Origin of the sequence: Rhodococcus sp. YH3-3, assembly GCF_001653035.1 — a bacterium.
Taxonomy (GTDB): domain Bacteria; phylum Actinomycetota; class Actinomycetes; order Mycobacteriales; family Mycobacteriaceae; genus Rhodococcus_F; species Rhodococcus_F qingshengii.
Genome location: NZ_BCWH01000002.1, coordinates 495,557 through 521,720, shown reverse-complemented (window position 1 = coordinate 521,720; position 26,164 = coordinate 495,557). Strand labels below are relative to the sequence as shown.

Annotated in this window: 25 protein-coding genes and 1 pseudogene; 17 read left to right on the top strand and 9 right to left on the bottom strand. The window is 62.1% G+C overall.

The window, feature by feature from the left end; genetic code table 11:
* Positions 1-12: 12 nt before the first annotated feature.
* On the top strand, positions 13-678 hold the full coding sequence (locus YH3_RS15125; protein ID WP_042924910.1) for a TetR/AcrR family transcriptional regulator: 666 nt from the start codon (positions 13-15) through the stop codon (positions 676-678).
* Positions 675-2,330 (top strand): FAD-binding dehydrogenase, encoded by a 1,656-nt coding sequence (locus tag YH3_RS15120; protein WP_019745556.1) that lies wholly within the window; start codon positions 675-677, stop codon positions 2,328-2,330. The genes YH3_RS15125 and YH3_RS15120 overlap by 4 nt, the downstream gene beginning before the upstream one ends.
* A gap of 8 nt (positions 2,331-2,338) precedes the next feature.
* Here YH3_RS15120 and YH3_RS36045 read toward each other — a convergent pair whose 3' ends face one another.
* Both YH3_RS36045 and YH3_RS15115 read right to left on the bottom strand, forming a co-directional pair.
* Positions 2,339-2,476, bottom strand: a complete 138-nt coding sequence (locus YH3_RS36045) for a hypothetical protein (RefSeq protein WP_153211511.1) — start codon at positions 2,474-2,476, stop codon at positions 2,339-2,341.
* A 47-nt stretch (positions 2,477-2,523) separates the two neighbouring features.
* Positions 2,524-4,890 (bottom strand): arylsulfatase, encoded by a 2,367-nt coding sequence (locus YH3_RS15115; protein ID WP_042924906.1) that lies wholly within the window; start codon positions 4,888-4,890, stop codon positions 2,524-2,526.
* 117 nt (positions 4,891-5,007) lie between these two features.
* On the opposite strand from YH3_RS15115, the gene YH3_RS15110 reads away from it, so the two are divergent.
* Positions 5,008-6,219 carry a DUF2254 family protein gene (locus YH3_RS15110; RefSeq protein ID WP_064443662.1) on the top strand — a complete coding sequence of 404 codons (1,212 nt, stop codon included), beginning with the start codon at positions 5,008-5,010 and terminating at the stop codon, positions 6,217-6,219.
* A 94-nt stretch (positions 6,220-6,313) separates the two neighbouring features.
* Complete coding sequence (locus YH3_RS15105) at positions 6,314-8,146, top strand: APC family permease (protein WP_064443661.1); 1,833 nt, start codon at positions 6,314-6,316, stop codon at positions 8,144-8,146.
* An 8-nt stretch (positions 8,147-8,154) separates the two neighbouring features.
* On the opposite strand, the gene YH3_RS15100 is transcribed toward YH3_RS15105, so the two are convergent.
* Positions 8,155-9,228, bottom strand: a complete 1,074-nt coding sequence (locus YH3_RS15100) for a VIT1/CCC1 family protein (protein WP_007729922.1) — start codon at positions 9,226-9,228, stop codon at positions 8,155-8,157.
* A gap of 25 nt (positions 9,229-9,253) precedes the next feature.
* The gene (locus YH3_RS15095; RefSeq protein ID WP_003939910.1) at positions 9,254-10,099 is read right to left on the bottom strand and encodes an alpha/beta hydrolase; all 846 of its coding nucleotides are present in this window, start codon (positions 10,097-10,099) and stop codon (positions 9,254-9,256) included.
* Between the two features lie 190 nt (positions 10,100-10,289).
* On the opposite strand from YH3_RS15095, the gene YH3_RS15090 reads away from it, so the two are divergent.
* A complete protein-coding gene (locus YH3_RS15090; protein ID WP_064443660.1) occupies positions 10,290-10,931 on the top strand; it encodes a DUF4232 domain-containing protein in 642 nt (213 codons plus the stop codon).
* A 1-nt stretch (position 10,932) separates the two neighbouring features.
* Here the strand turns inward: YH3_RS15090 and YH3_RS15085 are convergent, their stop codons facing one another.
* Genes YH3_RS15085 through YH3_RS15075 form a run of 3 tightly spaced genes read right to left on the bottom strand, consistent with a single transcriptional unit; the run spans position 10,933 to position 13,270 of the window.
* Positions 10,933-11,991 carry a hypothetical protein gene (locus YH3_RS15085; protein WP_042447087.1) on the bottom strand — a complete coding sequence of 353 codons (1,059 nt, stop codon included), beginning with the start codon at positions 11,989-11,991 and terminating at the stop codon, positions 10,933-10,935.
* The gene (locus YH3_RS15080; RefSeq protein WP_042447091.1) at positions 11,988-12,857 is read right to left on the bottom strand and encodes an ABC transporter ATP-binding protein; all 870 of its coding nucleotides are present in this window, start codon (positions 12,855-12,857) and stop codon (positions 11,988-11,990) included. Before YH3_RS15080 ends, YH3_RS15085 begins: the two co-directional genes overlap by 4 nt.
* A complete protein-coding gene (locus YH3_RS15075; RefSeq protein ID WP_003939899.1) occupies positions 12,854-13,270 on the bottom strand; it encodes a GntR family transcriptional regulator in 417 nt (138 codons plus the stop codon). Before YH3_RS15075 ends, YH3_RS15080 begins: the two co-directional genes overlap by 4 nt.
* 308 nt (positions 13,271-13,578) lie before the next feature.
* Here YH3_RS15075 and YH3_RS15070 point away from each other — a divergent pair, with 308 nt between their 5' ends.
* From YH3_RS15070 to cobU, 4 genes are read left to right on the top strand one after another with little or no spacing between them, the layout of a single operon-like run.
* On the top strand, positions 13,579-14,538 hold the full coding sequence (locus YH3_RS15070) for an ABC transporter substrate-binding protein (protein WP_020970983.1): 960 nt from the start codon (positions 13,579-13,581) through the stop codon (positions 14,536-14,538).
* Positions 14,539-14,545: 7 nt separating this feature from the next.
* On the top strand, positions 14,546-15,580 hold the full coding sequence (locus YH3_RS15065; RefSeq protein WP_019745569.1) for an iron ABC transporter permease: 1,035 nt from the start codon (positions 14,546-14,548) through the stop codon (positions 15,578-15,580).
* Complete coding sequence (locus YH3_RS15060) at positions 15,577-16,365, top strand: ABC transporter ATP-binding protein (RefSeq protein ID WP_042447098.1); 789 nt, start codon at positions 15,577-15,579, stop codon at positions 16,363-16,365. The genes YH3_RS15065 and YH3_RS15060 overlap by 4 nt, the downstream gene beginning before the upstream one ends.
* On the top strand, positions 16,365-17,687 hold the full coding sequence (gene cobU, locus YH3_RS15055) for a bifunctional adenosylcobinamide kinase/adenosylcobinamide-phosphate guanylyltransferase (RefSeq protein WP_042447101.1): 1,323 nt from the start codon (positions 16,365-16,367) through the stop codon (positions 17,685-17,687). Before YH3_RS15060 ends, cobU begins: the two co-directional genes overlap by 1 nt.
* A 2-nt stretch (positions 17,688-17,689) precedes the next feature.
* On the opposite strand, the gene YH3_RS15050 is transcribed toward cobU, so the two are convergent.
* Positions 17,690-18,475, bottom strand: coding sequence for an IclR family transcriptional regulator (locus YH3_RS15050; protein ID WP_019745572.1), 786 nt, complete (start codon positions 18,473-18,475; stop codon positions 17,690-17,692).
* Positions 18,472-20,010: an APC family permease gene (locus tag YH3_RS15045; RefSeq protein ID WP_042447105.1), complete on the bottom strand. Its 1,539-nt coding sequence runs from the start codon at positions 20,008-20,010 to the stop codon at positions 18,472-18,474. The genes YH3_RS15050 and YH3_RS15045 overlap by 4 nt, the downstream gene beginning before the upstream one ends.
* Before the next feature lie 348 nt (positions 20,011-20,358).
* Between YH3_RS15045 and YH3_RS15040 the strand changes: the two genes are divergently transcribed.
* From YH3_RS15040 to YH3_RS36685, 8 genes and pseudogenes are all read left to right on the top strand, one after another.
* A complete protein-coding gene (locus tag YH3_RS15040) occupies positions 20,359-20,949 on the top strand; it encodes a MauE/DoxX family redox-associated membrane protein (RefSeq protein ID WP_042447222.1) in 591 nt (196 codons plus the stop codon).
* 44 nt (positions 20,950-20,993) lie between these two features.
* Positions 20,994-21,602, top strand: coding sequence for a redoxin domain-containing protein (locus YH3_RS15035; protein WP_019745575.1), 609 nt, complete (start codon positions 20,994-20,996; stop codon positions 21,600-21,602).
* A 75-nt stretch (positions 21,603-21,677) separates the two neighbouring features.
* Entirely contained in the window at positions 21,678-22,349 is a 672-nt protein-coding gene (locus YH3_RS15030) for a methylamine dehydrogenase light chain (protein WP_029256402.1), read from the top strand.
* Positions 22,346-23,665, top strand: a complete 1,320-nt coding sequence (locus YH3_RS15025; RefSeq protein WP_064443659.1) for a hypothetical protein — start codon at positions 22,346-22,348, stop codon at positions 23,663-23,665. The genes YH3_RS15030 and YH3_RS15025 overlap by 4 nt, the downstream gene beginning before the upstream one ends.
* On the top strand, positions 23,662-25,251 hold the full coding sequence (locus tag YH3_RS15020; protein ID WP_047271941.1) for a multicopper oxidase family protein: 1,590 nt from the start codon (positions 23,662-23,664) through the stop codon (positions 25,249-25,251). The genes YH3_RS15025 and YH3_RS15020 overlap by 4 nt, the downstream gene beginning before the upstream one ends.
* A 27-nt stretch (positions 25,252-25,278) precedes the next feature.
* Complete coding sequence (locus YH3_RS15015; RefSeq protein ID WP_003940240.1) at positions 25,279-25,626, top strand: plastocyanin/azurin family copper-binding protein; 348 nt, start codon at positions 25,279-25,281, stop codon at positions 25,624-25,626.
* Positions 25,626-25,949: a cupredoxin domain-containing protein gene (locus YH3_RS15010; RefSeq protein ID WP_080712742.1), complete on the top strand. Its 324-nt coding sequence runs from the start codon at positions 25,626-25,628 to the stop codon at positions 25,947-25,949. Before YH3_RS15015 ends, YH3_RS15010 begins: the two co-directional genes overlap by 1 nt.
* A 74-nt stretch (positions 25,950-26,023) precedes the next feature.
* Positions 26,024-26,164: pseudogene (locus YH3_RS36685) on the top strand (methylamine utilization protein); the annotation flags it as partial.

The window sequence follows — 26,164 nt, the reverse complement described above, 5'->3', positions numbered from 1 at the left end:
ACGGAGGCGCCGATGACGACTGGAACGGACAACTCGCCGGCCAAGCGTGTCACCAAACGCCGTGGTCAGACCCGGCAGCGTCTGCTCGACGCGGCTGCAGATGTCTTCTCCGAATCCGGGTTCGGGCACGCCACGGTCGAGCAGATCTGCGAACGCGCCGGATACTCCCGAGGCGCGTTCTACTCCAACTTCGATTCACTCGACGAATTGTTCTTCGCGATGTGGGAGCAGCGATCTGCATCAATGCTCGCCGATCTACGGCTGGCGACGGAGTCGATCACCGCCGGTAACATCGTCGACATCCATGCCGCTGTCGCCCGGATCGTGGCGGTGGTTCCGGTCGACCCGCAGTGGTACCGGATCAACGCGGAATTCACAGCCCACGCGCTCCGTAACCCGGCACTTCGCAAAGCCCTTGCCGACCGTGAAGACGCGATCCTTCGCACCCTGTTGCCCATTGTGGAGTCCGCACTCAGCGATGTCGGGCGAACAATCGTCGGCGACCCGACGGCGTTGGGACGGGCATTGGTTGCAGTGCACGACGGCACCAGCGTGCAGTGCCTCGTCGATACCGACACCAACGCCGCCTTTGCACTGCGCCGCGATATCTTCACTCGAATTCTGCTGTCCTACAGCGAAATAATCCAGAACAACCAATCGGAAGAGGAGTTGTCGTGAGCGAACAAGCTGACGTCATCGTTGTCGGGGCAGGGCTGGCGGGACTGGTCGCCACCTACGAACTGACGCGCGCGGGCCGCAAAGTCCTTGTCGTGGAACAGGAGAACGCTGCCAACCTCGGCGCGCAGGCATTTTGGTCTCTCGGCGGACTCTTCCTCGTGAACAGCCCCGAGCAACGCCGACTCGGCATTAAGGACTCCCTCGAGTTGGCAATGCAGGACTGGATGGGCACAGCCGGATTCGACCGTGAGCGCGAAGATCACTGGCCGCGTCAGTGGGCCAAGGCGTACGTCGAGTTCGCAGCGGGCGACAAGCGTCAGTACCTGCACGATCTGGGGCTTCGCCTGATGCCGAATGTCGGCTGGGCCGAACGCGGCCGCGGAATGGCTCTTGGACACGGCAATTCGGTGCCGCGCTTCCACCTCACCTGGGGAACCGGCCCCGGCGTGGTCGATGTCTTTCTGACCAAGGTGATTGCTGCCCAGAAGCGCGGACTGGTCACGTTCAAGCACCGCCACCAGGTGGATCAGTTGGTGGTGACCGACGGTGCGGTCACTGGTGTACGCGGAACCGTCCTCGAACCTTCCAGTGATCTGCGCGGCGTGAAGAGCTCGCGCACCCCCATCGGCGAATTCGAGTTCGCCGCACAGGCCGTCGTGGTCACCTCCGGTGGAATCGGCGGCAACTACGAACTGGTGAAGAAGAACTGGCCCGAGCGACTCGGCAAGGCGCCGAAGCACATGCTGACGGGAGTACCTGCACACGTCGACGGACGCATGCTCGAAATCACCGAATCCGCAGGCGGAAACATCGTGAACCGCGACCGCATGTGGCACTACACCGAAGGCATCCAGAACTGGAATCCCATCTGGCCCAACCACGGAATCCGAATCATCCCCGGACCGTCCTCGATGTGGTTCGACGCCACCGGCAAGCGTCTGCCGGTCCCCAACTTCCCCGGCTTCGACACGATGGGAACTTTCAAGTACATCCTCGACAGCGGCCACGAGTACACGTGGTTCATCCTCGACCAGAAGATCATCGAGAAGGAGTTCGCACTCTCGGGATCGGAACAGAACCCTGACTTCACCAACCGCGACTTCAAGCTCCTCCTCGAACGAATCAAGAAAGGCGCGCCGGGACCGGTCGAGGCGTTCAAGCAGAAGGGCGCGGACTTCGTGGTGCGCAACAACCTTCGTGATCTGGTCGACGGCATGAACGCCCTCACCGACGAACCGCTCCTCGACTACGAGGACATCGAACGCGAGATGATCGCCCGCGACCGCGAAGTCGACAACAAGTACAGCAAGGACTTCCAGGTCACCGCCATCCACGGTGCCCGTAATCTGTTGGCAGACAAGATCGTGCGCGTCGTTGCACCGCACAAGATCCTGGACCCCAAGAACGGCCCACTGATCGCGGTCCGGTTGCACCTGCTCACACGCAAGACTCTCGGCGGCTTGGAAACCAACCTGGATTCGCAGGTCATCAAGGCCGACGGCAGTGTCTTCGACGGCCTGTACGCAGCCGGTGAAGTCGCGGGCTTCGGCGGCGGCGGAGTCCACGGTTACAGCGCACTCGAGGGGACCTTCCTCGGCGGCTGCATCTTCTCGGGCCGCGCAGCCGGACGAGCATTGGCGCGCGACCTGTAGCCCCGAAATCAGGCGAGCGAATGCGTGACCAGAATGTGGTGGGCACGCATTCGCCGCGCCTCGTGCACGGATTGATGGTGGTGATGGTGCGTCGGCCCGCGCGCGTGGCGGACCAGATCGTGAACAGTACGGATGACGGTCGGCATTGCGACCCTCCCTCAGGAGATTGTGACTGCTGCTCTTGCCTGTGGAATCACTGTCTGGACACCGCCACTCGCGCCACCTCCTCCGGATCGATGAGGTGGGTATGGTCGTCGTCACCGACATCGATCTGCACGACGTCGATACGTGCGTTGAATGTGGTTGCGCCACTGTAATCAACACTGACAGGCATGCCGTAGTCATCCCCGATGTCGGTGGTCTCGTCCGCGGAGAAGACCATCGGTTGCGTCTGCTCGACGCGACCTGAGCCCACTTCGCGACCGTCGTGATAGATCGTGACCCCACCGCCTCTCGCGAGACCACCTCCGTCGTAGGTGAACTCAGCTCTGATCTGGTGTGATCCTGCCGGAATGTCAACGTCGGAACCGATGACGAACTCGGTCATGCCCAATAGGTTGTAGACGAATTTGGCGCGGCCTTCCCGCGCGTAAAGTGCCCAGCCACCAAATCTGCCTCCCTGCGCGATCATCACACCGTTGGCAGTAATGCCATCCGCGACGTCGACTGCTGCTGTGACACTGAATGATCGGTTCTTGATACTCAGCACGCTGTGCTCGCTCAGCCGTTTCATTCCGGGAAACAGAACCTGTCGATTCCCGGACACCAACTGCGGACGCCCCGCGATGTGAGGGTTGAACCTCTCGAATCTTCGGTCGTCGATCGGAAGCACGTTGTACTTGACTGCTTCGATCAACCACAAGCGCTGCAGTGCAGCGAGTTTCTCCGGCAACTCGGCCGCCAAATCTTTGGACTGCGTCCAATCCTGAGACCCGTCGTAGAGCTCCCACACGTCGTCGTCGAGAGCGGGGAGTGCCTCCGCGAAAAGCCACGGAGTGCTGTGCCTGGTGACCGCACTCCAACCCTTGTAATAGATTCCACGGTTGCCGGCCATCTCGAAGTACTGCAGATCGTGACGTTCGGCGACTTCGGCGTCGTCGAAGGTGTAGACCATGCTGGTCCCCTCGATGGGTGATTGCTGGACGCCGTTGACAAAGGTCGGTTCCGGTAGTTTCGCGACTTCGAGGATCGTCGGTGCAACGTCGATGACGTGGGTGAACTGCGACCGCGTCTCCCCCTTGGTCCGAATCCCTGCAGGCCAGTGCACGATCGTCCCGTTACGGGTGCCACCCCAGTGTGACGCAACCTGTTTCGTCCACTGATACGGCGTACACATTGCCCACGCCCACCCCACGGAATAGTGGTTGTATGCGTCCTTGGTACCGAATTTGTCTTTCACTTCCGCCATGAACTCGGGCGTCTCGATGGCGGCGAGTCCGTTGAAGTTGGCCATCTCGTTGAAAGCGCCGTTGATCGTCCCCTCTGCGGACGCTCCGTTGTCTCCGATGATGTAGTACACGAGGGTGTTGTCGAGAGCTCCGAGTTCTTCGATCGCATCGACAAGCCGGCCGACATGGAAATCGGTGTGTTCGAGAAATCCTGCATAGACTTCCATTTGGCGTTCGAGGACGGGCTTCATCTCCTCACTCATGTCCTCCCACGCCGGGATGGCCTCGGGACGCGGGGTGAGGACCGCATCCGCGGGAACGACCCCCCGCTGTTTCTGCTGCTCGAGAATTGATTCGCGTTGAGCGTCCCAACCTCCTGCGAACCGGCCCTCGTACTTGTCGGCCCACTCCATCGGAACATGGTGCGGCGCATGGGTAGCGCCGGGTGCAAAGTAGACGAAGAACGGCTTGTCCGGAGCCAATGACTTCTGCATCCGAACCCAGTCGATCGCGTGATCGGCAAGGTCCTCAGTGAGGTGGTAACCCTCCTCCGGTGTCTTGTCCGGCTCGACAGGCGCGACGCCCTCGTACAGCGCCGGGTAATACTGGTTGTTCTCCCCGCCGATGAATCCGTAGAAATGCTCGAATCCGCCTTCTCCCGTCGGCCACGACGTGAACGGTCCCACCGGGGATGTTTGCCACGGCGGAACCTCGTGACACTTGCCGAACTGCGCCGTCGAGTATCCGTTGAGTTTCAACGTCATCGGCAGTGCGGCTTTGGTATTCGGCCGCAGCCCGGAAAGACCAGGAGCCGAGGTAGCGGTTTCGGTGATCGATCCCATGCCGACCGAATGATGGTTGCGCCCGCTCAGAAGAGCGGCGCGGGTCGGAGCACACAGTGCCGTCGTGTGAAACCGCGTGTACGTGAGCCCATTACTTTGCAATCGCTCAGCAGTCGGTGTGTCCGCTGGTCCTCCGAAGGCACTGCTCGCGCCATATCCCACGTCGTCCAACAGGACCACCAGAACATTGGGTGCGCCGGCCGGCGGTAGTAGCGGAGTGATCGGCGGAAACTCGGTGTCCGGATCCTTCGCGTCGTACGTCACCAGACCAAGATGTTGTCGATCCGGAATCGGTAGTACGGCGCGGCTCTGGTCTGTCGGATCCGTCATGACGTCTCGCCTTCTGTCTCTCACATGGCTCTTTCAAGCGTTTCAGGATCACGACGACGTCGACATCATCCGTTTCGGGTGAAGGCGCACCATTGCCGCAGCGTGGAGGCTTGAAGTGTGGATCAGCCCGGACGTTTCGCTCCCACCCCGATCGGGCATGCCTTCCTCGTCCCCCGGCGCCGTGTACGTGCCGGCCTGACCCAGATCCTGTGCGTCGTCGTGGGACTGGCTGCCGGACTGGGGATGCCGTACGTCCGGAGCGGCCCGATGATTCCCGCCCGTCAGGTCAGCGAGATGCTCGTTGCCCTCGGACTGGGGCTATTGGGTGTAGTGGCAGTGATCTTCTCGCTGCTGTTCCTCGTCGTCCAATGGGCCGCGACCACCTTCACCCCTCGCTTGTTGTTGTTCCGCGACGACCCCATCGTGTGGCGGACGTTTGCCTTCGCGATAGGCCAGTCGGTTTTCGACATCACGGCGGCGCTCGCCATCAGCAACGAAACAGATGTGTCCGTGGTCGTGCCAAGTCTCGCAGTGCTGGCGCTCTTGGCCACGCTGACGCTGATCAGGCTGCTCCAGCTGCGCGCATTCTCGGCCATCCAGTTGGCTCCTGTACTGACCACGATCTCGAGTCGTGGCCGAGCAGTCTTCGCCGCCGTGTACCCCACCACCGATCTGGAGTTGCCTCCTCTACCAACACTTCCGGTGATCACGACAATCGAGTGGCATCGACCGCCGGCCGTTCTGCAGCAGATCCTCGTCGAAGATCTGCTGCAGAACGCTCGGAACTGCCGATCCATGGTGGTCCTCCGAGTGTCGCCGGGTAGCACGCTGCGAGACGGATTGCCGCTCGCCGACGTCTACGGCGGACCCATGCCCGCCAACACGATCCTTGACGCCTTGGTCAGTGGGAGTGAGCGGACCTTCACCCAGGACCCCCTACTCGCGATTCGGTTGTTGGCTGACATCGCGCTCAGAGCGCTCTCACCCGCTATCAACGATCCTGCGACGGCCGTGCAGGCTCTCGACGAGATCGAGGACCTCCTCTCTCTGGTGACCTCCGTACGCGCAGATTCGATCCGGGCCGTCGACGAGCGTGGTGATCTGCGTGTGGTGATTCCACTGCCCGACTTCACGAGCTTCGTCAGAACCGGACTGGACGACGTCATAGCCTCGGCATCGAACTCGCCACTCGTTCTGGGCCGACTTCGCGACCTACTTTCGCACGTCGCCGCCCAATCGGAGTCTCGGAACCGCGATATTCTCGCCAAGCGCGCTCGCTGGATTGATCAGCTGTCACAAGGCTTCCCGCGACTCGAACCCCCGTTGTGAACCCGTACAGATTTGCGGGCCATCGCGTCAAAGCATCGTCAAGATCAGTCTCAGAGCTACGGGAAATGACGATACTGACTCGGTGAGACATGCAGTGATACTCGGACACCGTGGAGTCATATCGTCGACGACCCGCCCGGCCCGTGGGCCAGAGAATCAGAAGCTCTCCGTCGCAACCGGACTGGCAGGGCTTTCGCTCGACGCGATGGCCTCGGTGTCGTACGGGCCAGAAGCCATCGTGTTGGTGTTGGCCCTCGCCGGCGGCGCAGGGATCGGCTTCACCGTGCCGGTGACAATCGCCATCGCAGTGCTGCTTGTGGTCCTGGTGGCGTCGTACCGCCAAGTGATCGCCGCATTTCCCGAAGGCGGTGGCGCCTACGCCGTCGCAAAGAAGCATCTGAGTCCTCGCGCAAGCCTGACCGCCGCCGCATCGTTGATCGTCGACTACACCCTCAACGTCGCGGTATCGATCGCAGCCGGTGTCGCGGCTCTGACCTCCGCCTTCCCTGCGCTTCTTCCCTACACGGTCTGGATCGCACTGGCGATACTCGGCGGCATCACGGCACTGAATCTGCGGGGCATCGCAGATTCCGCGCGGGTATTCATGTTGCCCACCGTGGTTTTTGTCGTCAGCATCTTCACGGTGATCGGTGCCGGACTACTTCGGGAAAACCCTGCTGCCGCAACGGCTCCCTTCGTCGTCGACAACGCACACACGATCGGCATTCTCCTTCTGCTCAAGGCATTTTCGAGTGGTTGCGCCGCATTGACCGGTGTCGAAGCCATCGCCAACGCGGTACCCAGTTTCAAGAAGCCTCGCGTGCGTAGCGCTCAGCGTGCCGAAGTAGCTCTGGGAATCCTGTTGGGCACCATGTTGATCGGCCTTGCCGTGTTGATCGAGAAGTTCTCACTGGCCCCAGTCCCTGGAACAACGGTCCTGTCGCAACTCACTTCCGCTGCCCTCGGAAATGGTGTGGGCTACTACGTCGTCCAATTCTCCACCGTGATTCTGTTGGCGTTGGCCGCGAATACCTCGTACGGCGGACTTCCGAACCTGATGCGAATCCTCGCCGACGACAACGTGCTCCCGCATCGCTTCAGCCGGAAGTCGACGCGCGACGTCTTCACTTACGGCGTCTTGTCGCTCGGTTGCGTCGGTGCTCTCCTGCTCATCGGATCCGGCGGGAACATGAACACCTTGGTGCCGCTGTTCGCCATCGGTGTGTTCATCGGATTCACGCTCGCGCAGTTCGGCATGGTGCGCCACTGGCTCGCCGAACAGACGCCGGGCTGGAAGTGGCGCCTAGCGCTCAACGGTTTCGGGGCTGCGTTAACTTCGATCGCAGCAGTGGTGACTACCGCCATGAAGTTCACCGAGGGCGCCTGGTTGATCGCTCTCGCGCTCCCTGCGCTCGTCCTCGGCATGGAACGCATCCGCGGTGCGTACACACATATCGGTACTCGGTTAACCGTTCAGGGTGAGAACGATTCTCTGTCTATCGGATACAAACCAGCGGTCCTAGTACCCGTGTCCGAAATTACGTCGCTCTCCACCCGCGCGATGGCCGCGGCAACGGCGATGTCGTCACAGCCCATCGCAATTCGAGTCTGCCTGGCCCACGAATCGACGACGGACTTCACACGCCGATGGCAAGCCCGACACCCGAATTCGCGTTTGATCGTCATCGAGGACACCGAGAATTCCGTGGGGAACACCCTCGCCCGATACATCCGCACACACTTCCCCCACCGAGAGACCTTTGTTGTCGTCGCCACCATCGACCCGGCGACCAGATGGCACCGGTTCCTCCCGAGCCAACGGACCGATGAGATCGCTCATGCACTGCGCAAACACACCGAGGCCGTGGTGTGCCAGATTCCGGTTCGGATCGATCCGGCTCACCGCGATCCCGCCCTACGCGCGTAAGCCGACGCTCAGAGCGAAGTCCCGAACAACATGCCGAGCAGATACGTCGCGCCGGCAGCGCCGTAGCCGATCGCAAGTTGGCGTAGCGCCCGCTTGAATGGCGGCCCGCCCGAGAGCAACCCGACCACAACGCCCGTCGTCAGCAACGCGATCCCCACGAGAACAGATGCGACGATCAGAGCCGTCATGCCTTCCAGGCCGAACAGATACGGCAGCACCGGAATGATTGCGCCCGAGGCGAAGAAGCAGAAACTTGCCGCCGCTGCGCCCAACCCGGTTCCGACGGCTTCATGGTCGTCGACAACGTCCGCGGCGCCGAAGGTGCTGTTCGCGAGGACCTCGGCGGCGCGCTGGTCCGCTTCCTCGGCGGACATACCGCGGGCCCGGTAGACCAGGGCCAATTCGTTCGCGTCGACGTCGAGCAGGCCGACAGCTTCGCTGGCCGCGGGACCAGGATTGGACGCTTCCAACAACTCTCGCTGAGAGCGGACTGAAACGTACTCGCCGGCACCCATCGACAGGGCGCCGGCCAGAAGCCCGGCCATGCCGGTGATCAGAACGATCTGGTTGGAGACGCCGCTACCGCTGATGCCGAGTACAAGAGCGAGATTGCTGACGAGGCCGTCGTTGGCTCCGAAGACGGCGGCACGAAACGTCCCCGAAAGTCTGTTCCGACCCCGAGTGGCCAAGGCCCGCACCACTTCTTCGTGGATCTTCTCGTCCGCGCCCATCGATGCAGTCGCGTCGGCGTCGTTGGGATACGGGGATCGCGTCTCCGCGCGCTGCGCAAGAGCGAGCACGAAGACGGAGCCGAAGCGCCTGGCCAGAAAGCCCAGTATCCGAGTGCGGATATCGCCGCGAAGTGGTTTGCCGACGTGATCGCCGAGTAGCGCTCGCCAGTGCGCCTCGTGTCGCCCCTCCGCGTCGGCCAGTGCGAGAAGGATTTCGCGCTCCTCGCCGCTGCGCCTACTCGCGAGGTCTCGGTAGACGGCGGCCTCGGCTTGTTCGTCGGCGAGGTATCGTCTCCAGCGCTTGACATCTCGCGGGTCTGGATCGGGTCGTGCGGCCGGAACTGTGGACATCGTGTTCCCCTTTCCGGTGAGGCGGTCATGCTTCGAGTACGCGGTCCATCCACGTCGTCAGATCGTTGATGACGTCGTCGCGGTTGGTCTCGTTGAAGATCTCGTGTCTGGCACCCGGATAGGTGTAGTAGGTGACGTCTTCGATCCCCGCCGAGTTGTACCGTTCGACTGCGACGTCGGTACGGCTCAGTGCGGCGTTGAGAGGATCCGAGGTGCCGACGAAGACCAGGATCGGAAGGTCTTGTCGCACGCCCTCGACGTCGACGAACCTCGGTCCCGCTGCGATAAGTCCACCCATGCCGGCGTCGTCCAGGCTGAAACCGCACAGCGGATCGTTGATGTACAAATCCACCTGCGCTTCGTCACGGCTGAGCCAGTCGTGCGGAGTACGGGCCGGTTCGAATTCCGCATTGAACTGGGCGAGGACGTCCGGGCCGTCGTTGACGAGGCTCTCGATCAGTTGATCGACCGCGGTGGTCCCCGACAGTGCGACGGCGTCGATCAGGTGCGAATGATCGAGGATGTACTGCTGCGAAGCGAACGAACCGAGGCTGTGGCTGAGCAGTACGACGGGCAGGCCGGGGTGTTTGTCGCGGATGATGCCCGTGAGGGTCACCATGTCTGCAACCAAGCGGTTCCAGCCGTCGTCGCCGATGTTGCCTGGGCCGGCGTGCATGCTCTCACCGTGGCCGCGGTGGTCCGCCGCGTAGACGTGGAAACCGCGAGCATTCAGGGCTTCGGCAACGTGTGCGTAGCGTTTTGCGTGCTCACCCATACCGTGCGCGAGTTGAACAACCCCTCGAGGTTCCTGCTCGGTGGGCCATTCGTGGACATGAATGACCACTCCGTCGTCGCTGGTGAAGGTGAACATGCGCTACTCCCGGTGGTCGCGATCCGGACAGGTCATTTCTCATGCTAGATCCGCAACGGCAATCCATCCGGGAAGTAGGTCCTGATCACCGGCGAGCCTGATTCGTTTCTGCACATCCGGCTTCAAACTCGGATATACCGGACACGGATGTTCGGAAACAGTTGTCGACCAGCCTGAGGAGTACAGAGCGATGAATTCGAACCGCATGCGCAACGTCGGCTTGTTGGCGGCTCCACTTGCTGCTCTCGCCCTTCTCAGCGGTTGCGGCTCGGATGAAACGGGAACGGCCGAGAGTCCCCCGCCCCCCGCCTCAACGACGACCGCCTCTGCGCCGACGACCCAGACCGGCACCGCTTCACCTTCGACGACCCATACCGATCACACCCAAACCACAACCTCGACGGCACCCAATCCCGAAGGCTGCGCGATCGGGGAACTGAACGTCACCCTCGGCGAGTCGAGTGGCGCCGCCGGTTCTGTGGAGCTTCCGGTGGTCTTCACCAACACGGGCGGCCGCACGTGCACGCTCGACGGTTTCCCCGGCGTCTCGTATGTCACGGGAGCGTCCGGAAGCGAAGTGGGTGCTGCAGCCGGCCGCTCCGGATCCGGTTCACTCGTCTCCCTTGCCCCTGGCTCTGCCGCAACGTCTTTGGTGCGCGCCACGAACGTCGAGAACTACCCGGCAGATCAGTGCGGCGTGACCGACGTTGCGGGACTGAGGGTTTACCCGCCCAACAGCTACGACTCGGTCTTCCTTGCCTATCCCACCAAGGGTTGCTCGATGACCGGCGCGAACATCAACCAGCTGACGGTCGCGCCGGTCGCCCGCTGAGTCACGGCTTGAGGCGTCGTAGACCCCAGAGCGCAGGCAGGAGGAGCAATCCCGAAAGGATCAGGACGAGTGCAGCTTCCGTGAATTGGAATCGTCTGACCTGGTCGACCGAGTGGTACCAGGTTTCGTAGTGGTCCACTCCCTGCGCGAGCACACACGCACGATATTCGGCGTCGAGTTGGGCCAAGAAGGCTTTCTGGCGAACATAGAAATCCACGTCACTCTCGTCGGATCGCTGATCGTATTCATTGCCGGCTGTATCGGTAGTGCACGCCTGATAGTCGATCTCGACCGGCTTCCCGTTGGCGTCGGTGTATCCACTCCGTATCACCCACGCCATCGAGGAGTCCATGACGTAAGTTGCGTAGAAGGTGTCGTGGTCGATACCTTGCGTCAGCACAGTCGGCTCGGCATAGTGCGGCCGTGCCAGATTCTGAAATCCCACCATCAAACCTGCGACGGCGACCAAGGTGACGGCCACCGCGGCGATGGGTGATCGCACCAGCAGTGATACCGCAGCTCCGGCGACCAACGCCATGAAAGTGTATGCACCCAAGACGATTCCGCTGGAATTGAACAGAGGGAAGAGCATCGAACTCATTCCGTACGACTGAACGGGTCCGACGTTGACCACATAACTCCAACTCTCGAATCCAACCCGAGCGGCTTCGAGAATGAAACCGAGGATCGCGGCTGCGGCAGTGAGCGGAAGAAAGACAACAACGACTCGCATCCAGAACCATCGTGCTCGACTCACCGACTGCGTCAGACCGAGAACATGTGTTTGCTGATCGATGTCGCGGGAGAATACCGTCGCGCCCACCAGCGCCCCGAGTAGTACCGGTAAGGCGGCGGCGATCGTGTTCACGCCGGTAACGGCGGTATCCGCCCAGCAGTCCCATCCGACCCCGACACACCCGAAGTACGTTCCTCGGCCCTCTGTACCCAAGCTACTTCGAGTTCCGATCCCGCCGACTATCGCTGCCATAGCCAAAGCTGCGATGAATCCAAGCGACACAACGAGCGATGTCCGGTGGTGCCGCCACGTAACCCAGATCATGCCGCCACCATCGTTTCTGCGCTCAGGTGCCCGAGCACCACGTCGTCGAGAGTTGCGTCGTCGATCACCCAGCCGGCCCGAGGGCTCGGACGGATTCCCTCCACCACGTGAGAATTCGACCGCATCCCCTTGTCGGTATGAATGACCGCACCGGCGCCGACCACGTCCGAAGGATCGCCGTCCCCGATCAATACGTAATGGGCAGAGATCAATTCATCCAACGGACCGGACAATCTCGCGTTTCCGCCGCCCAGCAGAAGAAGTCGATCCGATACGTCTGCCAATTCGGAGACGATGTGTGAAGACAACAGAACCGTGGTGCCGTACTCGGCAACGTCTTCGAGCAGAGTGGTCGCGACAGACCGCCGTGCCACCGGATCGAGATCTGCCAGAGGCTCGTCGAGTAGAAGCAACTGCGGCCTGCGCCCGAGTGCCAAAGCCAGTGCAACCCTGGTTCGTTGACCTGGCGACAGGGCTTTCGCCTTCGCATCTAGAGCAATTCCAGCGCGCTCCACCAGATCCAGAGCGTACTTCGCATCCCACTCGTCGTTGGTATATGCGCCGAATCGAAGAAGTTCTGCAACAGTGAATTTGGGATACAGCGGCTTGTGCTGAGCGAGGTACGACAGGCCTGGACAGATGCCGTCCTGATCCGGCGTGCTGCCCAGGACGGAGATCGAACCATGGTCAGGCATCGTCAACCCGACCGCCAAGGACATCAGTGTGGACTTGCCCGCTCCGTTCACCCCGACCAGGGCAGTGATGCTTCCTGTTGCGACCTCGAAGGTGCAGGCGTCGAGCACCTTCTTCTTACCGAAGCGCTTGTCCACGTCCTGCATCGTGAGCGCCGATTCTTGCTCAGTCATGATGTCTCCCCCTGCTTTCCGGACGGATCTGTTTCGATGAACGTCTTCTCGAGTTCCAAACTCACCAGTGCTTCGATGTCCGTGCGCTCGAGTCCAGCAGCCACGGCATCTGCCACCCAGCGGGCCAACTCGCGCCGCAGCGCAGAGCTTTCCGCCATACCGGGCTTGGCCAGGGACTTCACGACGAACGTGCCCAATCCGGGCCTCGGGGCAACAAGCCCGTCGCGCTCGAGTTCCTTGTAGGCCTTCAGGACTGTGTTCGGGTTGATCGCGAGCGCTCCCACGACGTCCTTGGCTGTGGGCAGCCGATCCCCGACTTGGAGATCACCGAGCCTGAGCGCCTGCTTCACCTGAAGGACCAATTGCACGTAAGTGGGAATGCCGGATCGGCGGTCGATACGGAAGTCGATCATCCGAACCCTTTCACTAGTTCATTAGTGGAATAGATATTTACCCTGCCTTGACCTCCCGGGTCAAGCCAGACGACCCCTGTAAAGTGCAGATGCCCCGGTTCACCGGGGTGCCACGCTGCTCGTGTGAAGTTCGGTGAAACCCCGGCACTGTCGACGCAACTGTGAATTCGCCCGTCACTACTCGAGGCGAACGAGTCAGGTCACCGGCCTCGTGGCGACACGATGGTTCTCGGACGAAGGACCGCTCGTGGCGCTTCGCCTCGCGGCCGCGCTGCTCGCGACCCTTCACCACTAGCGGAGGGGTGGCTGTGAGTACTCGGCCGACACGTAGATTCAGATCTGTACTTGCAGCACTGACGGTGAGCACCGCACTGCTTGCCGGTGCCTGCAGTAGCTCGACGTCCGATGCACCCGCAACCACAGCCGCCTCGGACGGCTCGTTCCCGGTGACTGTTGTTTCCGGTCCCACGGATTCCGGCACGGACATCACCATCGAGTCACGTCCGCAGTCGATCGTGTCACTCAGTCCCAGCGCCACCGAGACCCTGTGGGCCGTCGGCGCGGGCGATCAGGTGAAGGCCGTCGACAATCAGTCCGACTACCCGGCCGGTATCCCGGTCACCGATCTCTCGGGCTTTCAACCGAACGTCGAAGCCATCCTCGGCTACGCACCGGATCTGGTGATCGCATCGGATGACATGAACGATCTTGTCTCCGGACTGCAAAAGGCGAAGGTGCCGACCCTCCTACTACCGGCAGCGACGAGCATCGACGACGTCTACGCCCAAATCGAGCGCGTCGCGAAGGCCACCGGCCACGAGGACAAGGGCACCGAAGTTGTCGACACCATGCGCTCGGACATCGACGCCGCTGTCGCCAGTGTTCCTGCGCGCCAACAGCCGCTGACGTACTTCCACGAACTCGACTCCTCGCTCTACACCGTCACGAGTTCGAGCTTCGTCGGGCAGATCTACTCGCTGTTCGGAATGAAGAGCATCGCCGACGCCGCGGGGCAGGGTGACTATCCGCAGTTGTCCGCCGAATTCGTGGTACAGGCCAATCCCGATCTCATCTTTCTCGCAGACTCCCAATGCTGTGGAGTGACAGCAGAATCCGTCGCCGCTCGACCCGGGTGGAGCGGCATGAAAGCGGTTACCGGCAACCAGATCCATGTGCTCGACGAAGACCTCTCCAGCCGCTGGGGACCTCGTGTCGCCGACCAGGTGAAGGCCGTCGCGGCCATCGTTGCCCAAGTTCCCGCGGCCTGAGCACTCGATGATCAAAGCCGGTATCTCCCAACATCGGACCGCCGTTCTGCTCGGCGCCGCGCTGATTCTGTGCGCCGCCTTGCTGATCGGTGTTCTGGTGGGGCCGGCCGGTTTGACGCCTGATCGGACCATTCTCGAACTTCTGGACGGAATACCCGGCATCCACCTCGATTCCGGCCTCACCGCAACACAGCAGGCCATTCTCTGGCAGATCCGGCTTCCGCGAGTAGTCCTGGGCGCGTTGGTCGGAGCAATGTTGGCCGTAGCCGGCGCCGCCTACCAGGGCGTGTTCCGAAATCCCTTGGCAGATCCGTATCTCCTCGGAGTTTCCAGCGGAGCCGGACTGGGCGCAACCCTCGCCATCGTTTCGGGTGGAGCGCTGGGCATGTTCGGAATTCCCATGGCCGCCTTCGTCGGTGGTGTGCTGGCAGTGTTCGCAACTTATTCGCTCGGCCGAAGCATTGGCGGGCCGCAGAACGCGGTAGTCATCATCCTCGCCGGTGTCGCAGTCGCAGCGTTCACGAATGCAGCGCAGACTTTTGTTCAGCAGCGGTTCGACGATTCACTGCGCGAGGTCTATTCCTGGCTACTCGGCGGACTGTCCACCGACGGTTGGTCGGAAGTTCTCGTTGTCCTGCCGTACGTTGCGCTGGCCTCAGCCGTCATCCTGGTACACCGGCGCGTACTCGACGTGATGGCCGTCGGTGACGTCGAAGCCGCCAGCCTCGGCGTCGACCCGGCCAGATCACGCCTGGTGCTGGTGCTCGCCGCAACTCTGGGAACGGCCGCGGTCGTGAGTGCAAGTGGACTCATCGGCTTTGTCGGAATCGTTGTTCCCCATGCGGTTCGACTGGTCGTCGGCCCGTCTCATCGACTGCTTCTCCCCCTGTCACTCATGCTCGGAGCGGCGTTTCTCGTCCTCACCGACGTTGCCGCCCGCACGGTCATGGCACCGGCCGAACTCCCCATCGGAGTTGTAACCGCGATGATCGGCGCTCCGTTCTTCCTTCTGGTTCTGCGCCGCAGTCGAGTTTCCGCATGACCGACACCGCAGTGCGATGCCGCGACCTCCGAATCAACCTCGGCGGCAAAGACGTCGTCGACGGCATCGATCTCGATGTGACACCCGGCGATTGGGTTGCCGTGGTCGGGCCGAACGGCGCCGGCAAGACGACCTTGATGCATGCCCTCGCTGGATTGATTCCGTCCACCGGTGAACTCACCGTCGGGGGACTCAACCCACGCAGTTCGAGCCGCAAGGCCATGTCCGCCGTCGTCGCGCTGATGCCTCAGCGCCCGGTGGTACCCGAGGGCGCGACGGTTGCCGAACTGGTTGCGCTCGGCCGTACACCGTATCTACGACGCTTCGGAACCGAAACCGCCACAGATCGTTCGGTGATCTCTTCGGTGATCGAGAGGCTCGACCTCACCGAGTTCGCAGATCGACGAGCCACCGAACTTTCCGGTGGCGAATTGCAGCGCGTGGTCCTGGCTCGGGCATTGGCTCAAGAACCGCAGGTACTGCTCCTGGACGAACCCACCAGTGCCCTCGACATCGGCCACCAGCAGCAGGTTCTCGACTTGGTGGAGGAACTGCGTGAAGCCGACAACATCACGGTCATCGCCGCGATGCACGACCTCACTCTCGCGGGTCAGTACGGTCGACGAATCGTGCTGCTGGACAAGGGCAGCGTCGTTGCCGACGGCACTCCCTCAGCGGTGCTGGAGGCAGACCTCCTCGGCCGCGTGTACGGCGCTCGGGTCGAAATCCTGGACCGGCCCAGCGGTCCCATAGTTGTTCCGATTCGGCAGGAAGGCACCCGCTGATGGAATTGGTGATGCTCGGCACCGGTGCTGCCGACGGTTGGCCGAACCCGTTCTGTACCTGCCCTTCCTGCCTGGCCGCCCTGTCGAGTGAAACCATCCGCGGGCACACTGCCGCCCTGGTGGACAACAGAATCCTGTTGGACTGTGGACCCGAAGTACCGCGTGCCGCGTCGCGATTCGGTCGCACGCTGGCACACGTCGAACACATCCTGTTGACGCATTCTCATCCCGATCACCTCGGCCCGATGGCATTGCTGTTCCGGTCCTGGGCCTCGCGCACCGAACCACTACAGGTTCTCGGACCACCCGACGCGCTCGATCTCTGCCGAGACTGGGTAGGCCCGGACGACCCGGTGACCTTCACACCGCTCGAGACCGACCAGTCGATCATGTTGGGCACCTATCGTGTTCGCGCACTCGAGGCCGCGCACGAAGTACCCACCCTTCTCTACGACATCACCGACGCATCCGGAACCCGAATCTTCTGGGCCACCGACACCGGGCCTTTGCCCGAATCAACTGTCGACGCACTTGCCGACGCGCGTTTCGACGCCGTGTTTCTCGAAGAGACCTTCGGCTACAAAACTGACCACGGCACCGGGCACCATGATCTGCCGAGTTTCGCGGAGACGGTGAGCCGACTACGCAACTGCGACGCGATCACCGATCGAACCGATGTGGTCGCCGTACACCTCGGGCACCACAACCCGGTCGAAAACGAACTCGCGGAGGAACTTCGAACGTCCGGGGCGCGAGCGGTTCCGGATGGAACTGTGCTCGAGATCGGGGTAGGACAGAGCCATCGAACTCTGGTCACCGGTGGCGCCCGCTCGGGCAAGTCCACTTACGCGGAGGGCCTGCTTGCCGGCTACCGGAACGTCACGTACATCGCCACCGGGGATCCGCAGGACGACGATCCCGACTGGATCGAACGAATTGCGTCGCATCGCGCGCGGAGGCCGTCGACGTGGACGACGGTAGAGACCTCCGAAGTGACCGAGATTCTCGCAGCCGCAACAACACCGGTCCTGCTCGATTGCCTAGGCACGTGGTTGACCGCACGTCTGGATCGACACCAGGCGTGGGCGACAAAAGATCTCAGCGCCGTCCACGCAGATATCGACCGGTTGGCCGACGCCTGGACCGCCTGTCCGGTTCCGATTGTCGCCGTCACGAACGAAGTGGGAAGCGGCGTCGTCCCGGACACGAAGTCCGGGAGGCTGTTCCGCGATCTACTCGGTCTGGTGAACAGCCGAATCGCCAGTGAATCGGAGTCCGTGGTCCTGATGACCGCCGGGCTCCCCCTGAGCCTGCGCGTGTGACGTCAGAGCAATCCGGTGAGCTGACGCGCACAATCGAGTAGGAAACCGACCAACTCTCGATCCTCGTCCGTCACTCGCCCGCTCGCTCCCTGAACACACAACCCGCCTGCCACCTGGTCTGCGTGATCTCGAACCGGTACTGCCACCGCGGATCGACCCAGGCGGCATTCCTGGTTCTCGAATGCAAAACCCTGCAGGCGAACAGACCTCAACTGCTCATACAACGCATCGAAATCACCGAGGGTGAACTCCGTGACCCGGCGAAGTTCTAAACCCGAAAGCAACCGCTCGTCGTGCGCCAACAGAACCTTCCCCAGCGCATTCGCGTGAAGGTTCTTGGCCAGTGCCGCTATTCCAATGATCTCGTGGTCCGGATCCTTGTCGACGAACCGCAAGCGCCCACCGGCGAATGACGCGACGTGCAATCCGAACCTCGTGTGTGTCCGCATGTCCTCGACGCGCTCGTGCAGCGTCGGCGCCGGACCACTCGACGACGCCGCATGCGAGAGCTCGGCAGTCCGACGTCCCAACGCGAACCCTGACAGATCCGGCACCCGCACGAGAAAGCCCTCCGCCACCAGCAGATTCAGCATCCGGTACGCCGTGGCCGATGGAACGCCTGCAAAAGTGGCGATCTCCTTCGCGGTTGTTCCCGGTCCCAGATGAGCCACCGCCTCGAGCATCCCCAGCGCCTTCTGAACCGCACGCGGTTGTTGTCCACTGAAGTGGGTCTCTTCGCCGATCTGTTTGCCTGATCGTGGACCAGCGGTTGCACGGTCCGCGGTCACCGCCCATGCTCCGGCGAGTCACCCTCGGCGGTCCCACGATCCGGAACGAGTCGCCTTCGCCCGTCACCGTCGATCAGCAGAGTGCCAGCACCGGGCAACAGGTCCGCCGTCTCGACGCTGTCGAAAGCGCCAACCATCAGAAGGCTTTCAGGTCTGGCTCTACGGAGCAATGCACTCCACACTGTCCCCGACACCGCAACAGCAAGAGCAGCGATCGGCAGTGCCCACATCCCGTGAACCGCACCGTCGAGAACGATGTAGACCAGTAGACCAGCACCGGCGGTACTCACGGACAGGGTGCATATCCGGGTCAGCGACGTATGTTCCCCGATTCGGCGCAAGAACTTCCACGAAGCAAAGGCCACCAGCGTGTAAGCGCAGACCAACGCGGTCTCCACCACGCCGTCGAAGGATCCCGAATCGTCGCGAACCGTATCCGAATAGATGAATACGCCCGCCGCACTTACCGCGACGAACGCAAGTACCGCAACGTACGGGGTGCGGAACCGTCTGTGTACGCGAGCGAGCGGCGCAGGCAGTACCCGTTCGATCCCCATCGAGTACAACAACCGCGAACCCGCCTGCGCACAACCGAGAGTGGATGCGAACCAGGAACACGTCATTCCGATCTTGACTGCCAGAACCACTTCCGCGCTGGCTCCGGATGCCGTTCCTTCGAAGTACGCTCCGACGATCGTTGCGCCGTGGCCGGTCATCGCCGCCCAGGCCGCAAAAACGAAGAGGACCCCGCAGATGATCGGCGAAATGAGAACCGTGCGTGTGACGCTGATGAGTGGTCGTTTCGCTTCCGGGCCGAAGAAGGCCGAGCTTTCGAAGCCCGCCATGCTGAGCACCGTCAGCATCGCGAGAAACGGAACTGCACTCAGCGACGGATTCGGCAGGGCAACAGCAGTTGTCGTGTCACTGTGCGTCGCCAGCATGACCACGACGATGAGAATCAACGAGCACGCTTCGACGACCAGGATCGCTCGGGTGGCGAACCGGACGCCTCGCACTGCAATCCACGCGACGGCCAGGGCAATCGCCACCGTCGTGATCACCGTCGCGGCAGGCCCTCGCACGTCGGGGCCGACAATGGCGATGGTATCGAGCAGACTCGGAACTGCCTGCGAGAAAACCGAAACCGAGATTCCGAGATACCCGAGTACCAGTGCGGCACCCGCCGTCAGTGTCGCCCGGATACCGGAGCCTTGGAAGACGAAGCTGTACAACGATCCTGCTGCTGCCAGTCTCCGCGTGAACTGAGTGATGCAGAACGCAACGAGAAACACCGCCGAAGTTGTCGCAGCAATCGCAGCCAACCCGACGTAGCCGGGACTGTAGGTGATCATCCACAGGGCGATGAACACCATTCCCGTTGCCGGAGCGATCGTGGAAAGTGATTGCCCCAACAGGTCGATCGGGGTCAGACGTCCTCGTCCGAGACCACGGAGCGGGGAGAACACGGGCTCACTGTGTTGATCCGCATTCTGCGCTCGCGTGATCGCCGCACGCAGTGCCGCACTCACGGCCATGTGTCACCGTCCGTCGCGTCCAGGCCCGAACCTACGAGCGAATTGTCAGAATTCGGTCAAGTTAGTCCGCTTATGTTTCCGCGCAGTTTCCACGATGGCGCGCACAGAACTTTCAAGTGAGAATCCGACTCTGTTTCCCACCCAGCGTCATGCCGGATCAAGGGCGGCCGACGGTATCCGGCCCCTCCGGGAGCACCTTGACCTGCGAGTTCTCCGATTCTCACACGACAACTGCTCTCTCAGTTGCACCTCGTCCAGGCGTAGCGCGGTCGACGCGGGTTCGCAGCATCGCCCGTACAGGATGTGTCCCACACACCACCGGCACTACCCGAGAAGAACGGAGGAAGCATGCACTTGGTCAGCGCCACCACTTCGGCGATCATCGGATTTGTTCTCCTGCTCGCCGGCATTCCCAAGCTGAACGACCACGACGGGGTCCTTCGTTCGGTGCGCGGATACAAAGTGTTGCCGGTGCGACTCGAAGTACCGATCGCTCGCATCCTTCCCGTCGCGGAAACCGTCGTTGGCATCCTCCTGGTTCTCGGCGTGGCCCATCGCCTCGCCGCCTTGGTTGCTGCCGTCATGTTCGCGTCGTTCTTCACGGGCCTCACGATCAACCTCCTGCGTGGGCGACGCGATCTGGACTGCGGATGTTTTGCATTCGGAGTCGGCGAGATTCCGCGTATCGGATGGTTCCACGCCGTTCGCGCCGGAACACTCGCGGTGCTCGCTGTGGCACTGTCGGTCACCGCCGGACAGGCTGAGATCGGCGTCCAGGTCGTGGCGGCGACCTTCGGATTCCTCCTCGTCCTGGCTGGAGTTGCTCTCGCACAGATTCGTTCGGTGGTCCACCTCGGACGACGCCCAGTCGACGACTATCTGTCGAGCGCCTCCATCCGCCTCCGAACCGCCGAAACCGCGTCCCGGTACGGCTCGTGAACTTACATCCCCACCACTGAAAACTCGAAGGCAGGACTACCACGATGACCACTTTCCTCCTTGTCGCGACAGTGATCCTGGTGATCGCCGTAGCCGTACTGTTCTTGATGGTTCTTGCTCTGGCTCGTGAAATCGGCCGCGTACAAGTACGTCTCGGACCTCTCGGTGCCCGGATGATGGATACCGGGCCCAAGGTCGAACAGGCCGGCCCATCGTTTGCCGGTCTCATCGATCAGGAAGGACGGACCGTCGGAGTCGGTGGTCACCGCGACAAACCGCAACTCCTGCTGTTCACAGCACCGAGTTGCTCGACGTGCAAGAGCCTTCTTCCCGGCGTAAGGGCAATGGCCCGAGCCGAATCGGATCTCGACGTGATCATCATCTCGGACGGAACACCCGAAGAGCATCGCGAGTTCCTGGCCGGCAGCGGGATCGGTTCCGAGCTCAGTTACATCGACGCTCGAGACGTCGGTATCGCGTACCAAGTGGGCACCACTCCGTACGGCGTGATTCTCGACGAGCACGGCAAGATCCGAGGAAAGGGCCTGTGCAATCACATGGCTCAGGTGGAAAGCCTGCTCAATGCGCTCGAATCCGGCACCCCCTCACTCCAGCACCTTCATGCCCAGGCGAAATCCGGCAGCGCGGCCTGATCTTCCTGCACAGTTCGATCCTCTTCACGAATCAGGAGAAAATCGTTGGACGACAATGAATTCCCGCAGCACAACATGACGGAGAACCGATATCCCGTCGACGAGGCGACAGTTCAGGCCCAGGCCGAATGGATGGCGGGCCAAGGCGGTTCGCTCACCAGTCGAACCGGTCGTAAACTCTCCGAACGAGTTTCGCGGCGATCCATGATCAGTCGGATCGGCAAGTGGACCATGGGCGTGTCAGGAGTGGCACTGATCAGCACACTTCCCGTGACACGTAGTGCCTTCGCCCAAGAGCCCGAGGTTCCTGCGCCGGCACCTGGCCCCGAACCTCTTGTCCCTGTCTACGACGGTAAAGATCCGGCCGAGTGCGAGTACTGGCGCTGGTGCAACATGGACGGAACGTCCTGTGCCGCATGCAACGGCGGCGGTGTCACCACCTGCGCCCCCGGCAGCAAGCCCGGCGCAGAGTTCTGGGTCGGATGCTGCACCAACCCTGACACCGGCAAGACCTATCTGATCGCTTACTACGACTGCTGCGGTGCACCTTCGTGTTCCAACGCATTCTGCGGCGAACCGGACATGCAGGCCGTGATGTACAACCCGGTCTCCGGAAGCTACGACCAGGAAATCATCTGGTGTGTCTCCGACGAGTCTCAGGCATACACCTGCACGATGGCGCCCATCATCGGTGAGGACTGCCAGACTCGACCGGCCGAGCGCCCCAAGGTCGGTGCCGGATCATGAGCAGTCCGCGAACCCGAAAACTGGCGCGACCCGCCGTTGCCGTCATCCCACTCACCGTCGTACTCGCGCTGGCCGGCTGCAGTTCGTCCGACAACGACGAACCCTCCAGCGCAGGTGATGTCACCTATCCGACAGTTCCGTTCACTGCTCCAGGTGAAGGAATCTCCCTCGGTCACGACGACCAGGAAATCGGCGACACCATTCCCGAGCCGTTGCACGTCGGTTCGATCACCCCGATCGCAGCTGACCGCTTGCTGGGCGTCGAAGGTGGATTCGGCCAACTCGAGCTCAGCGTCAACGTCATCGATCCGAAAACCGGTGTGGCCGAGAGCCGGATCACCGTCGGCCCGGGTATCTGGGATCCGGTCATTCACGGATTCGTCGGGGATTCCGCCGAGGATCCTGCGGTGCTCGCTGCCGAGGTGTGGCGGCCCCGAGGTTCCCGCGGCGCGGCAGATTTCACGGTCAGCACCTACTCCGGGAACCTACTGGAACCAGCCGAGGTCATGCTTCCGGACGTCGCACGCGTACATTCCCGTCCCGGCTCGAACGCCGTGACGTCCGACGGCAAGTTCTTCGTCACGTGGGACGACGGTTTGTACGGCATCAGAGTGGTCGACCTCGAGAAGAAGGAAGCGACCGGTGCACTCCAGATAGTCGGCTGCGGTCCGTTCACGTGGATGGTCGATCACGAGCTGTACAGCGTCTGCGAGGACACCCGGGAACTGCTGCACGTCACGATCGGTGACGACGGTGTTCCGAAGGAAACCGCCCGAAGCAAGGTCCTACCCGAGGATTTTGTCTCCACCCGTAAGGTCACGTGGGCCTCGGAAGCGAATAAAGCCTTGCTGGTCAGTGAGAACGGCGATGTGTACGTCTTCGACTTCTCCAACGGACTACCTCAGGAAGGTGTCAAGCCGATCGGAAACGCCGGGCAGGACTCCGGTCGATTCTCGGAGAACGTCATCAACGCCGACGCAACCCGGCTCGCAATCGCGTACACGGACACGGCGATTCATCCGGACTCTGCTCGGGGAGGCTCACTGGTCAAGATCGACTTGTCCGATGCAACGACCTTCGCCCCGGTGAAGAGCTTGACGCTTGCAGACCTCGGCTTGACAGACATCAAGAGCATGACCTTTTCCGTCGACGGCGCCACGTTCTACGTGCTCGGTTCGGGACCTGAGGTCGAAGGCTCCGCTCCGCAGAAGATCGTGGGTTACAACGCGAGCACCGGCGAGCAGGTCAGTTCCGTCGATGTCTCGGGCAACGTCGGGGATGTCAGCGGGTTGATCACACCAGAAGTACTCCGATGAGTCGTCCCGGATCAGGTGTGGTGATGGGCCGGCGCCGCTTCCTGAGTTTGGGAGCACTCGGCGCCGGAGCACTCGGGCTCGGCGCAATGGGGACGATTGCCGGATGCAGTTCCACTGCAGCATCTCCGACGCCGACGACCGATCTCGACTACATCCTGCCCACCGACCCGGAAGTTGCCGCCGCAGAATCGGCGCGAGCCTGGAACGGGACCACCGCTGCGTTTGCCCTTGCCGCCGGATTCTCGACGGTAGATCTTGGCGGACGCCTCGTGGACACGTGGACGTACGGAGGCGCTGCGGTGGCTCCGGAACTTCGCCTGAAGTCCGGTGACCGGGTGAACGTCAGCGTCCAGAACGGCCTCGACGCCGAAACAACACTGCATTGGCACGGAATTCGAATCCGCAACGACATGGATGGCGCGGCACCCACCACGCAGGCTCCCATCGGCGCCGGTTCGAGTTTCGAGTACAACTTCATCGCACCGGATCCGGGAACGTACTGGTACCACTCGCACAGCGGATTACAAGCCGATCGGGGGCTGTTCGGCGCCTTGATCGTCGAGAACCCGAACGACATCACCGGGGCCGACATCGATGCCGTTCTGGTGCTCGACGACTGGCTCGACGGATTGGGTACCACACCGGATTCCGTCCTGATGGCCCTGAACCCGGCAATTTCGGGCGGGCACGGCGGACACGGCGGTGGGGCAACAACTCCGGCGGAACACTCGGAAGCCGACATGTCCGTCGCGCAACAGTTGGTGAGCGGCGGACACGGTTCTTCCGAACCACTCGGCGGGATGACTCAACACATCGCGTATCCACTGCACTTGATCAACGGGCGGCCACCCAACGATCCTGCTGTCGTCACTGCAGCGCCCGGTTCGACCCTGCGACTGCGAATCATCAACGCAGCGGCCGAAACTCCGTACCGGTTTGCTGTGGCCGGTCACGAGATGACAATCGTCGCTACCGATGGCTACGACGTGGAACCAACTCCCGCTGACACCATCATCGTCGGAATGGCCCAACGCTACGACGTACTGGTGACGGTGAAGTCGGGAACATGGCCGGTGGTGGCGAAGGTCGAGGGCCGAGATGGTTATGCGTCGACCGTCCTACGCAGCACCGACGCGTTGGCGCTGGCGAACCCGGATGTCGGCGGAAACCTCTCGGAACTGGCCGGCCGACTGGTCACCGAAAGCGAACTCCGGCCCACGGAATCCGCACGGCTCGAGACGAAATCGCCTGATCGCGACTACCGCATCGAGTTGATCCAGGCCGGCGATCGGTACGTCTGGGGAATGGCGGGGGCCGATGCAGGCAAGCTCGTCATGAAACAGGGCGAACGGGTCCGGATCACGATGAAGAACGCGTCCACGATGTGGCACCCCATGCACACCCACGGCCACACGTTTGCGGTACCGGATTACGGCGGACTTCGCCGCGACACCGTCAACGTCCTACCCGGCACCGAGCTTGCCATCGAGTTCGACGCCGACAATCCCGGCGAGTGGATGTTCCACTGCCACAACGCCTACCACTTCGAGGCCGGCATGACGGCAAATCTGCGTTACGTCCGCTGACAAGTCGAAGAATGGAGAGAACACCTCATGAAGAAACTCGTTCCCGCTTTCCTGGCCGCGTGCGCTGCCCTGAGCCTCACCGCCTGCAGTAGTGATGCCGGTGCGTCGTCGGACGAACCTGCAGTCGTGATCGAGGTGAAGAACATGGCGTACACACCGGCATCGGTCACCATCGAGAAGGGACAGACCGTCGAATGGAAGTTCGACGACAGCGGACTCCCCCACGACGTGGTCGGCAACGGTGATCTCGACGGGAAACTGAAGAGCGAGTTGCTCACCGAGGGAACCTTCTCGTACACGTTCGACGACGCCGGAACCTTCACCTACCACTGCACGCCCCACCCGATGATGGTGGGCACCGTGATCGTTCAATAGTGAGGAGGTGGATCGCCGGCTTCGGCCTCGCCGTCGCGGCGACGTGTGTCCCAGCTTGCGGCACAGAAGATCCCGTCCCCGACGTGGTGGTCGAGATCAGCAATGTTCAGTTCAGTCCGATGGATGTCACCGTGGAGCACGGCGGCACCGTCGAGTGGCGCTTCGACGACGGCGGACTCCTGCATCACGTGGAATCACCCGGCCTGTTCGACAGCGGTATCACCGGAGACGGAACGTTCCGGCACACGTTCGAGAGCGTCGGCGTCTACGAATATTCGTGCTCCGTCCACCCGTACATGATCGGAGTCATCACAGTGCTGTGAACTCTGGCTCATCACTTTTCGCTGCGACTTCGGCTCGACACTTTTCCTGAACCACAAACACTTCGGAGGATCTGATGACTACTGTTCTCTCACACGGCCCACTGCAGACCGACGTCCCTGACATCCGGCCGACCCTTCAAGGATCGGTCGGCACCGCGACCCGTGTCAGCCTCGTCGCGGCGGGCGCCGCTGCGGGTGCCGGCCTCGCACTCGTG